We start from the raw sequence: 11,461 nt of genomic DNA on the forward strand, positions 1-11,461 counted from the left end.
TTGAACAAAGATTATGAACACCTTCCGCAGACCTCAGAGACTCTGATCTATCTGGCGATGATCCGGATTATGGTGAGGCGATTGGCGTAAAATCTGACTTGCCATAACTTTTCAAACATCCTCTTAGGACGGATTCAGCTTTCAAAAAGCTTTTTTATGCGTGAGTTCCTATACTCTGAAATCTCACAAATTGAAGGTATTCCTAATATCCCGAATGATTTTGAGTTGGCGATCGTCGCAGGAAAAAACCTGTGCGAAAAAGTGCTTGAACCTATTCAAGATGCTCTCGGTCGAATCAGCATCCGGTCTGCTTTTCGGGCTAGTGCTGTTAACGCGAAAGGTGCAGAAAATAAAAATCAATATAGCTGTGGTAGCAATGAGGTAAATCATGCAGGACATATCTGGGATGTCAGGGATAAGGATGGATACATGGGAGCAACTGCTTGTATCATCGTGACTTCTTTTATACCTTATTATGAGCAAACACAAGATTGGACAGCCTTAACCTGGTGGATTCATGATTATATTGATGCCTATGCATAAATGACATTTTTCCAAAAATATGCAGCTTTTAATATTACTTGGCATGAAAATCCAGAGCGTCTAAAAATGATTTATAGCTACGTGAAAAATCCACATACTGAAAAGAGCAGTGGGTATCTAACCAAGACAGGAATGGAAAACTTTTCAGGGTCACATGAGCCGTCTTATCACGAGTTTATTCGGCAGTTGCACTCAGCTAGTTAGGATATCAGCAGGCTCATTTCTCCCCGCAGAATCATGACCGCAACTTTGATCCAAAGCCCCGATCGCGTTCTTCTAAAAAATATTAGTTGGCATACCTATCAGTCTCTTGTAAAGGACTTTGAGCAACAGCCCGCAATGTGCTTAACGTATGACCAAGGGACATTAGAAATCAAAATGCCGTTAGATCCCCATGAAAGTTACAAAAAGCTGCTCGGACGATTGGTGGAAGCATTAACGGAAGAACTAGGAATTGAAGTGCGAAGTTTAGGCTCTAGAACGTGCGATCGCGAAGACCTGGCACGGGGGCTAGAACCGAATCAGTGCTACTACATTCAAAATGAGCCAGTCGTGTGGGATAAGGAACAAATTGATTTATCGATCGATCCGTCCCCTGATTTGGCGATCGAAGTAGACATTAGCAGCAGTTCAATCAATCGACTCGATATTTATGCTGCCTTGGGTGTGCCTGAAGTTTGGCGTTATAATGGTCAATCTTTGCTGATGTATCGGTTGGAAAGTCAGCAGTATCAATCTTGCAGCCATAGTGCTGCTTTTCCTTTGTTGACCGCTGCGGATGTTGAAAGGTTTTTGAAACTTAAGAAAACAACGAAGGAAAATGCGCTGATTCGGCTATTTCGAGAATGGGTTGGCGATCGCCTCAACTCTCCATAAAGTTGGTAGCCCATAAAATCAGTAGATTGCAAAATCAGTAAATCTTTACAACACTCGCAACACACTCGGCACATTCGACACTGCATCAAACGATCGAATTTCCTCTAGTGCTTTTCGGAAATTGCCTTCTTTGACACAATGCGTAATCACTACAATCTCTGCCTGATGATCTCGTAAACCAATTTGCACGACCGATTCTAAGCTAACTTCATGGTTGCCAAACGTAGTGCCCAGCCGACCAATTACGCCAGGGAAATCTTGCGTAAGAACGCGGGCATAGAAGCGGGTTGTCAGATCATCGATCGGGGCGATCGCGGCATAGTCCTGGTGAGAGCAAGCCAACAGCGGGTCGAGGAGCGGGCGACCATCAGCATGAACGGCTGAACCACGCCCGACCTTTAGAATGGCTGCGATATTTAAAGTATCTGCTACCACTGCACTAGCGGTAGGGCCGGCACCAGCACCAGGGCCATAAAACATGACTTGTCCCACCGGATCGCCTTCTATGAGTACCGCGTTGTACACGCCATTGACGTTGGTAAGCGGATGAGTTTTAGGAACCAAAGTTGGGTGAACTCTCACTTGAAGGCGATCGGGAAACTCTGAATCTCCATCGCGTTGTGCCGTTGCTAAAAGTTTAATCACAAAGCCTAGACGTTCAGCATAAGTAATATCGGCGGCTGTAATTTGGCGAATGCCCTCGCAATAGACTTCTTCTAAGTTGATGCGCTTGCCAAATGCCAGGGAAGCCAAGATCGCAATTTTGTCTGCCGCATCCAGTCCCTCAACATCGGCAGTCGGGTCGGCTTCGGCATAGCCCAGTTGCTGAGCATCTGCCAGAACGTCATCAAAGCTGCTGCCTTCAGTCTGCATCCGCGTCAAAATGTAGTTAGTTGTGCCGTTAACGATGCCCATCAGGGTGTGAATGCGGTTAGCACAAAGAGATTGCTTTAACGGTTCAACGACCGGAATTCCACCAGCAACGGCGGCTTCGAGAAGAACGTAGACTCCGGCTTGATTTGCCGCTGTGAAGATTTCGTCGCCAAAGCGCGCGATCGCTGCCTTATTGGCTGTGACGACGTGCTTACCATGAGCGATCGCTTTGAGAATGAGCGATCGAGCAGGTTCTAGCCCACCCATGACCTCTATAACAATATCGATTTCAGGATCACTAACGATCGATTCCAAGTCAGTGGTAAGGAGATGGGGAGGCAAAGAAATAGGTCGAGGTTTGTCGAGCGATCGTACTCCCACCCGATGAATTTCTAGCTCCTGCAACAAAGGATGACGCTGTGCCGGATTGAGCAAAATTTCGGCAGTGCCAGCCCCAACCGTACCTAATCCTAATAGCCCAATCTTGAAAGCCACTGTTTTTACCCGTTTAGTAACACCAGTCCTATATTGTAGGCGGGATAGGGAAGCTCTTCATCTGTGCCCCAAAATCTCTTAAGGAGTTGCGTGAAAATAAAACCCAGTGAGATGGATTGACTTTTCAGCCCCCTAAATCCCCCATTCTGGGGAACTTTGAAAGGTTCGGAAGTCCCTGCCCCAGAATGGGGGACTTAGGGGGCGATTCAGGGTGTTATTTAATTGCAACTTCTAAGTTATTACGCTGCCTCAGTTGCAATGTAATGAGCCCAGATGAAACTTCATAGATTACTGATTAAGTTTGCGTATTTGTATTGAGTTTAAATGTTAGGGTCGAGGCATGGTGTTTAGACTACGGCTAGGAGATCGACGATGGCTACTCATCTGTCTAACATCGAAGGTACAGATGCCTCTAAAATCTTGGCTCGTCTTCACAGTGGGCAGCTATGGATGGTCAATAGTCGTCGGCGCAATGGGCTGATTCTTTGTAAAGCTTTTCACGCCGAATTTGCAGGCCCTGGAGCGGCAGTGGGTGGTTTTTTTGATTCAGATTGTCATGGCGTAATCCCGGTGGGCAACTTGTCACTTCTCCGCCCAGACAGCCATGAGGAACGGCAAAAAGCTTATTTAATCAGGCGGCAGTGGATTCGTTTGACCCAGCAATTTACTGATCAATCCACGCCCATTCAGCGGGCACAGATGATTCTCAATCAATTTGAAAATTATTTTGATCAAGAGACGATCGCCCGTATCCCTGATGATGCTTTTGCTCAGTTGGTTGGGGTTTTACCCTTCTCAGTGCGGCTAGCGCGTCGAACACCAGGCGTTTTGAATGTGAAACTAAAGACCCAACCCAAATAAGTGCTCAAACTCAGTTTCAGCTTAAAAGCTGGGTTAGATCATGAGCCTGTTGCTTAGGTGTAAATATTTAATTTACTGTACTCAATTTGGTATTGTTTAGTTCGTGTTTTGCTGCATTTAAGTCTTGACATATCCCTACTAAGAATGAGCCAGGGCTATTTTTTGCAGCATTGCCAAAGGCAGAGAACTGGGTAAAGCTTAGTCAATTCTTGGCGTAAAGGGTAAGCGGCTGTAGGCACCTAACGGATCGTTCATTGCCTTGAGAGTCGCAAAATCTTGCTGAAATCTCTGAATTTCTGCTGTTAGAGGATCAATCGGGGCAGTGCGATCGGGTGGGGGGAAGTAGCTATTGAACAGTTGCCCCAGCAACTTCACTTCAAACGAGTTGGATTTAGGATACTCATCTAGTTCCCAATCATCGCCTAGTTTGGCTTGCTTAGCAGCAGCCTGAATGGCATCTTCTATGCCGCCTAGCTCATCAACCAAGCCGATTTTCTGAGCCTCTAAACCCGACCAAACCCGTCCTTGAGCAAGTTCGTTCACCTTGGGTTTAGCGATCGCCCGCGAAGTCGAAACGATGGTCAAGAATTCGTCGTAAATTTGATTAACCACTCGTTGCCCGATCGCTAACTCTTCGGCAGTTTTTGGGCGAGAAATTGTATCGCTGTCCGCAAAGCGCCCCGTTTTAATGCTGTCCCAGGTGATACCGTTATTCTGAGCAATTTTTTGAAAGTTGGGCAATACCCCAAATACTCCAATCGAGCCAGTAATTGTATTAGGCGATGCAAAAATCTGAGTGGCATAAGCAGAAATTTGATAGCCCCCTGAAGCTGCAAGGTTTCCCATAGAGGCAATCACGGGCTTTTCACGATTCGTCAAAAATACCTCACGGGCAACTCGCTCTGAAGCAGTGGCACTACCGCCCGGACTGTTGACGCGCAGCACGATCGCCTTAACATCGCTATCATTCCGTAGGTCACGCATTAGCTCTGCCAACGTTTCGCCACCAATCGACTCAGAGCCACCCTTACCGCTGACAATGTCGCCCTCGGCGTAGACTACAGCAACCTTGTTGGGAGATGATTTCTCTCCATCTTGCAACGTTTGGGCGTAATCTCCTAAATCAATCTGGCGGAAAGAGTGCGTATCTTTGTCTTCTCCGGTCAGCTTTTGCAATTCGGCAATGACTTCATCTTCATGGGCAATTTTGTCTACCAGTCCCAAAGATTTAGCTGAGCCGGAGAGAATTATCCCTTCTTTGTCAGCGATCGCCTGTATTTTTTGCGGTGTCAGTTTGCGGCTCTTGGCAGAGGCAGCCAAAAACTCGTTCCACAAATCTGTCAGCCATTTTTGGGTTTGCTCTTTATTGGCTGAACTATTGCCGCTGAGCAAGAAAGGCTCGATCGCTGACTTATACTTACCCACGCGCAATACCTGAACGCCTACGCCATATTTCTGCAACGCGCCTGCAAAAAAAGGTGTCTCAACGTCCAGTCCATTAATTTCTAGTAACCCCGTCGGATGCAACAAAATTGTATTGGCAACTGAGGTGAGGTAGTAGTCTTTTTCCTGCCAACTCGTATTGTCGTAGGCATAGATTGGCTTGCCCAAGTCCCGAAATTTCTGCAATGCCAGCCTGACTTCGCGCAGCGTCGCAAACCCGGTTCCCTGAACGTTTCCGCTCAAGTATAAGCCCACAATTCGCGGGTCTTTTGCAGCTTGTTCTAACGACTCTAACACCAGCCGCAGCGCAATAGAATTCTCTCGATCGCCCCCACCCAACGCCGAACCAATCACCTCGCGCGCACTCGTCTCAGGGTTAGCATCAGTGATCGATTGAGATAAATCGAGGGTCAGGACTGAGCGAGCTTCTACGGTCGGTTCAGAATCACGGGCGCTAGTCGCGATCGCCACCCAAAAAGCTGCCAGCCCTGCAATTCCTAACGTCAAAAACAAGAACAAACCTACAAAGGTAGCCAGAACATTCTTAAAAAAATCGCGCATTTGCCAGAACCAATAGGAGAATCGCCCCCCAGCCTGCCCTGCATTCAGGCAGAAACCCAAAACCAGGCGCAGGTTTGAAGAGCAAAAAACAGTTGCTAATCACTACTCTATCCTTCTCGCCCTATCCTCGTCGCAACTTTCACTCCTACCGCTCTACCAAAATTCCTGGCTCCCGCAATCCTGGCAAACTTCCCGTCCCGGTACAAAACAAGACCGTTGTAATTTCAGCAATCAACACCTCAACCAACTCGTGCAATGCGCCCTCCGACTCAGCCGCCGCCTGCAAAAATGGCAAGGCAAGCCCTGCCACGTCAGCGCCCAACGCGATCGCCTTTGCCACGTCCAAGCCATTCCGCAGCCCTCCTGAAGCAATTAAAGGTAACGTAGCAGAGAGCGATCGCACCGCCTTTACACAATCTGCTGTCGGCAATCCCCAATCTGCAAACGTCGCTCCTAGTCGTCGCTGCTGGTTATCCTGCGCCCGCTCACTCTCTACCCTTGCCCACGAAGTCCCTCCGGCTCCTGCCACATCGATCGCCCTAACGCCAGCCTCGATTAGCTTTTGCGCCATCACTGCCGAAATCCCATTACCCACTTCCTTAGCAATGACTGGAACAGGCAGTTTTTTACAAAGCAGGGCAATTTGGGTTAGCAATCCTGCAAAGTTAGTATCCCCCTTAGTTTGAACACTCTCTTGGAGAGGATTAAGGTGCAAAATCAGTGCGTCAGCTTCCAGAGCATCGACCACTCGCAGACACTCGTCTAAGCCATAACGATAATTAAGCTGGACGGCTCCTAAATTAGCAAATAGCAAAATGTCAGGGGCTACAGAGCGAACCGCAAAGGTAGAAGTGACCTGTGGATTTTCGATCGCCACTCGTTGCGAACCCACACCCATCGCAATGCCATAATGCTGTGCTGCTTCGGCAAGGCGATAGTTGATTGTTTTTGCCAAGTCAGTGCCACCCGTCATGGAAGAAATTAACAGAGGCGCACCCAGTTGCTTGCCTAGAAAAGAGGTAGAAAGATTAATTTCATGGCGATCGAGTTCAGGCAAACAACAATGTGTGAATCGATAACGCTCTAAGCCAGTTGTCGTTTGATGAAACTGCACATCATCTTCAAGACAAACGCGCAAATGATCAGCTTTTCTATTTTGAGTAGTCAATGAGTCAACAATCATGGGCACCAACAACAGAGCGGGTTCATCTCATATTTTCTCCCTTTCATCTCCCTTTCACCCGCCCTGTTCTTGAAGCGTAATGAATCAAGCTTTGAAGACTAGGCAAGTTGATCGGAAATTGGTATAAATTGATATAAATTGAACGACTTCAAGACCGTCAGAACTCCTGTTATGTTACTCCGTCGAACATTTCATACCCTTAAGGTCACCAAAGATGAAATCAGACAATACGTTTAGAAAAGCCCGTGACCTAGGCTCTTTCAACAGCACCCAAGCGCTCCGGGCCAAGGATATGATCGGTCCTTCCGATAAAGCAGATGTGTATAAATTTACACTTACTCCTACGTTTGGATTCAGAGCCAGCGGTTCCTTCAAGTCACAAGGTGGATCGATGAGGTTTTCATTATTTCTCCTTAACCCGCTGACAAATAAGCCCACAGCCATTGCTGCTCCGGCAATTATCAACGCCGGGAAAAACGTTAGTAATTCTAATTTTCCTGCAACCAATATGCCGTTTACCTTTTTCATAAAGTTCGACAAACCTACTCAAAACGTGAAATACCAATTCGCCCTCAAACCTCTTGCTTAGCTGCCCCGAACTAGTTCAACTCTGTCTTGTCCATCGATCGCTTGAAGGTAAACCTTAACTTTTTCTTCTTTAGAAGTCGGTAGCGCTTTGCCCGTAAAGTCTGGATGGATGGGCAGATCTCGATGCCCGCGATCGACCAATACCGCTAACCGAATTTTTTCGGGTCTGCCATAGTCGTTAACGGCGTTGAGCGCTGCCCGAATAGTTCGCCCCTTATAAATCACATCGTCTATCAAAATAACCGTTTTACCTGATAGATCAAACGGAATATCAGTCTTTTCAGGCGTTCGTAGGTTGATTCGATCCAGGTCATCGCGGTAAAAGGTAATGTCTAGAAAACCTAGAGGCACTTGGACTTTTTCCAGTGTCTCTATTTGTCTGACTAAGATCTCTGCTAGGGGCACGCCTCGCGTGTAGATTCCGAGCAGCACCAACTTAGACAGATCATCAGTCTGTTCAACAATCTCAGAGGCTAGGCGGTTGACGGTTCGGCGCACTTCGTCTGCCGAAAGAATTTCAATAACTTCGGGCGGCATAGGAAAGAATAGAGATAGAGCAACATTCTGTCTTGCTATTATCATCCCTTAAGCGATCGAAAGTGCCAGTCGCCTCTCTCCTAAGTATCGACTCGCATATCTGCCAGCAAGAATTCTATTAAGTTATGCTTGCCTAAGCATTGAGGCAGCAATTCATGGATAGCCTAATCTCCCGCCCATCTGGGCTGAGTGAATCAGAAGTTTTGGCTCGACGTGCAGCCGGATTTGGAAACAACGTCAAGCTTCAAACCAGCCGTTCCTACAGGCAGATTTTTCAAGAAAATCTCTTTACATTCATTAACGCAATGTTTTTTGCCATTAGCGTGGTGATGTTTTTGCTGCATCGGGTTGGGGATGGAGTTTTAGTCGTAATCGTTATTTTTGGCGGCGTGTTGGTCAACATTTGCCAAGAGATTTGGGCAAAGCAGCAGCTTGATAAAATTGCCTTGCTCAGTCGTCCTAAAGCCACGGTCATTCGGGAGGACAGAGAACAAGACATTGACCCAAGCGAGATTGTGCTGGGAGATTTACTGTTAGTGCAACCGGGCGACCAAATCTTGGTAGATGGTCAGATTGTGGGCGAGGGGCGAATTGAGGTAGATGAGTCGCTGTTGACGGGGGAGTCTGACCTAATTTTGAAGCAGATAAATATGCCCGTTTACTCTGGGAGTTTTTGCGTCAGTGGGACGGCTTGCTATGAAACTCACAAGGTTGGAACCGATACTTTGGCTTTTAAGCTGATGATAGGCGCGCGTGCGTTTCGGCGATCGGCAACGCCGCTACAAGTTGAAATCAATGTGGTGATTCGGGTGTTCATGCTGATTTCCTGCTTCCTCTGGACGCTAGTTGGCATCAGCTTTTTTAGCAGTTCCTATTCATTGCCTGAGATTGTTCAACGGGCGGCAGTCGTGGCGGGTTTAGTGCCAGCAGGCTTGCTACTGGCAATTACCTTAGCCTATGGGCTAGGCGCAGTCCGGATGGTGGGGCAAGATGTGTTAATTCAACAGTCTAATGCTGTCGAATCATTAAGTAATGTAGACACCCTGTGCTTGGATAAAACAGGCACCCTGACGACAAACCAGCTTCGCCTCCGAGAAATTTTTGCCTTCGATCGCCCCCAAGCTGAAATAGCAGCGCTCCTAGCCGACTACGCAGCAAGTACAACAGCAGGAAATAAAACCACCGAGGCGCTAGCGAAGTTTTCCGAAGGCAGCCTTCTATCCCCCTGCTACCCCAAAGCCGAAGTTCCCTTTTCTTCGGCTCGTAAGTGGAGCGCGATCGCCTTTGATGATCTCGATCGGCAAGGGGTCTATATTCTCGGCGCACCCGAAATTCTTGCCAGCGTCATGCCTTTGTCTGCCAAACTCAAAGACCTGATTCAAAGCCAAGCACAACAAGGGTTACGGGTCATCCTCTTTGCCCACAGCCTCGACCTCACAGCAGTCCAAGATCCTGAGCATCCTAAGCTTCCACACGATCTACGTCCTCTAGCGCTTTTAAGCTTCGACGACCAACTCCGCCCCGAAGCTTACGCCACCCTTCAGGGCTTCTTTGCCGCAGGGATTGAGGTCAAAATTATTTCAGGAGATAATCCTCAAACCGTAGCTGCCTTGGCAAAGCAGGCAGGACTGGGGACAGAAGTGCAGGTTATTTCGGGGCAAGAGTTGGCTGAAATGGATGAGAACCAATTTGCTCAGGCGGCAGAAACCTGCAACGTGTTTGGGCGCATTAGCCCCGACCAAAAAGCTAAGCTGGTGCGAAAGATGCGGCTGGCAGGGCGATATGTGGCAATGATTGGCGATGGAGTCAATGATCTTTTGTCACTGAAACAGGCGAACTTGGCGATCGCCATGGAGAGCGGCAGCAAAGCCACCCGAGGCGTTGCCGATATTGTTTTGCTGAAGGATTCCTTTGGGGCGCTGCCCCGCGCTTTTCTAGAAGGGCAACGCATTCGCAACGGCATTCAAGACGTGCTAAAACTCTTTATGATCCGGACATTTTGTGTAACCCTGCTGATTTTTGCCACAGCCATTGTCACCGATAGTTTTCCTTTACAAAACAAGCAAAGTGCAGTTGTCGCCCTCATTGGCGTTGGCTTCCCCACCCTGTTCATTCCCATTTGGGCAAAACCAGGGTTGTTGCCCCGGCGCAGTATGGTGCGATCGATCCTTCACTTCGTTATCCCGGCAACTCTCACCCTGACCTTTGTCTCTCTCTTTGTTTACCTGTTCTACCTCGTGGTGGCAGTTCTCGACCTACCACCCGGCTCGGGTTTGGCAGAAGTGAATCATGCTGTGCCTCGCAGCGCTCTGGTCACTATCTTAATCATGGGACAGTTGTTGCTCATGCCATTTTTAAAGCCTCCCACGACTGCCTGGGTAGGTGGCGAACCCCTCAGCGGAGATAAGCGCTACTCAATCGTTGCGATCGCGCTCTTTGGGCTGTATCTTTTAGTACTAGCCGTTTCGCCTGTACGCCAATTTTTCGAGCTTTATCCCTTGGGCATCGCCAACTATTTATTTATTGGGCTAATTGCCCTGGAGTGGTGCTTAGTGCTGAGATTTATGTGGCGGAGTCGGTTTCTCGATCGCTTCTTAGGGGTTGACTTAAGCTAATGTCAAAAGTCGCTGTGGTCACAATTCATGGCATGGGCAATACGCCTGAAACCTATGCCGATGAACTTAGAAATAATTTGCAAGCTGCATTAGCACCTGAATGGAACCAAATTTCCTTCCAATCGGTTTACTATCAAACCTTGCTGCAAGGCAACCAAAGCCGCGTTTTTGAAAATATGAAACGTCACATTTCTGGCAAGCTGCTGCGAGAGTTTTTACTCTACGGCTTCTCAGATGCTGCCAGTCTGGAAAGTAGCCGAGGTGAGGCTAAAGGCGCGTATGCCCAAGCGCAGATGCAAGTGATTAGTGCCCTGCGGCAAGTCTATGCCGAGCTAGAGGGTCAGCCTGCCAAAGTTGTGATCATCGCGCAGTCATTGGGGGGGCAAGTATTGTCAAACTATATTTGGGATGCCCAACATCCAGGGCGATCGGGAGTGTGGAGAAACATTGCTGGTTATGTGAATGTGGATACTCACGAGCAGTCATTTTTGGAGCTAAAAAGTCTCTATCGCTTGTTTACGACAGGCTGCAACATTCCCATTTTTGTGGCTGGACATGGCAACATTCAGCCGATCGCCCCACCCACTCCTGATTTCCGCTGGTTTAACTTCTATGATGCTGATGATGTTTTAGGCTGGCCGCTCCAGCCGTTAAGTGCGGCATATGAACAACTGGTAGAAGATATTCCCGTTAACGCAGGACGGAGCGTTCAAGGTTGGCTGACGAGTTGGAACCCGCTTTCCCACGGCAATTATTGGAGCGATCGCGGCTTTTTAGAAGCATTGGTCATAGAAATTCGTAGAGGGCTGAGATAGAGCGGAAATGGGGTTGACGCTGAGCAATTCGGGTCGTCAATCCTGATGAAGGCTAGTTTTTTGAGTAATTG

General features: G+C 48.0%; 11 protein-coding genes. 7 read left to right on the plus strand and 4 right to left on the minus strand.

Annotated features, from left to right (window positions below):
- The 3 genes from KME11_05900 to KME11_05910 form a co-directional block, all read left to right on the plus strand.
- Positions 1-90 (plus strand): transposase (locus tag KME11_05900; protein MBW4514741.1); only part of this gene is annotated, 90 nt, incomplete at its 5' end.
- 66 nt (positions 91-156) lie between these two features.
- A complete protein-coding gene (locus tag KME11_05905) occupies positions 157-543 on the plus strand; it encodes a hypothetical protein (protein ID MBW4514742.1) in 387 nt (128 codons plus the stop codon).
- Positions 544-780: 237 nt separating this feature from the next.
- Positions 781-1,419 carry a Uma2 family endonuclease gene (locus tag KME11_05910; protein ID MBW4514743.1) on the plus strand — a complete coding sequence of 213 codons (639 nt, stop codon included), beginning with the start codon at positions 781-783 and terminating at the stop codon, positions 1,417-1,419.
- 45 nt (positions 1,420-1,464) lie between these two features.
- Here KME11_05910 and KME11_05915 read toward each other — a convergent pair whose 3' ends face one another.
- The gene (locus KME11_05915; protein MBW4514744.1) at positions 1,465-2,787 is read right to left on the minus strand and encodes a homoserine dehydrogenase; all 1,323 of its coding nucleotides are present in this window, start codon (positions 2,785-2,787) and stop codon (positions 1,465-1,467) included.
- A gap of 372 nt (positions 2,788-3,159) precedes the next feature.
- On the opposite strand from KME11_05915, the gene KME11_05920 reads away from it, so the two are divergent.
- Positions 3,160-3,648, plus strand: a complete 489-nt coding sequence (locus KME11_05920) for a hypothetical protein (protein MBW4514745.1) — start codon at positions 3,160-3,162, stop codon at positions 3,646-3,648.
- Positions 3,649-3,846: 198 nt separating this feature from the next.
- On the opposite strand, the gene sppA is transcribed toward KME11_05920, so the two are convergent.
- Together sppA and fni are read right to left on the minus strand one after the other, a co-directional pair.
- Positions 3,847-5,652, minus strand: a complete 1,806-nt coding sequence (gene sppA, locus KME11_05925) for a signal peptide peptidase SppA (GenBank protein MBW4514746.1) — start codon at positions 5,650-5,652, stop codon at positions 3,847-3,849.
- A 145-nt stretch (positions 5,653-5,797) separates the two neighbouring features.
- Entirely contained in the window at positions 5,798-6,835 is a 1,038-nt protein-coding gene (gene fni / locus KME11_05930; protein ID MBW4514747.1) for a type 2 isopentenyl-diphosphate Delta-isomerase, read from the minus strand.
- Between the two features lie 214 nt (positions 6,836-7,049).
- Here fni and KME11_05935 point away from each other — a divergent pair, with 214 nt between their 5' ends.
- Entirely contained in the window at positions 7,050-7,424 is a 375-nt protein-coding gene (locus KME11_05935) for a hypothetical protein (GenBank protein MBW4514748.1), read from the plus strand.
- Here KME11_05935 and pyrR read toward each other — a convergent pair.
- A complete protein-coding gene (pyrR, locus tag KME11_05940; protein MBW4514749.1) occupies positions 7,421-7,960 on the minus strand; it encodes a bifunctional pyr operon transcriptional regulator/uracil phosphoribosyltransferase PyrR in 540 nt (179 codons plus the stop codon). The two genes, KME11_05935 and pyrR, sit on opposite strands and share 4 nt — an antisense overlap.
- 155 nt (positions 7,961-8,115) lie before the next feature.
- On the opposite strand from pyrR, the gene KME11_05945 reads away from it, so the two are divergent.
- Both KME11_05945 and KME11_05950 read left to right on the plus strand, forming a co-directional pair.
- Positions 8,116-10,575 (plus strand): HAD-IC family P-type ATPase, encoded by a 2,460-nt coding sequence (locus tag KME11_05945; GenBank protein ID MBW4514750.1) that lies wholly within the window; start codon positions 8,116-8,118, stop codon positions 10,573-10,575.
- The gene (locus tag KME11_05950; GenBank protein MBW4514751.1) at positions 10,575-11,390 is read left to right on the plus strand and encodes a hypothetical protein; all 816 of its coding nucleotides are present in this window, start codon (positions 10,575-10,577) and stop codon (positions 11,388-11,390) included. Before KME11_05945 ends, KME11_05950 begins: the two co-directional genes overlap by 1 nt.
- The last annotated feature ends 71 nt before the right edge of the window (positions 11,391-11,461 follow it).

Source organism: Timaviella obliquedivisa GSE-PSE-MK23-08B, assembly GCA_019358855.1.
GTDB classification, from domain to species: domain Bacteria; phylum Cyanobacteriota; class Cyanobacteriia; order Elainellales; family Elainellaceae; genus Timaviella; species Timaviella obliquedivisa.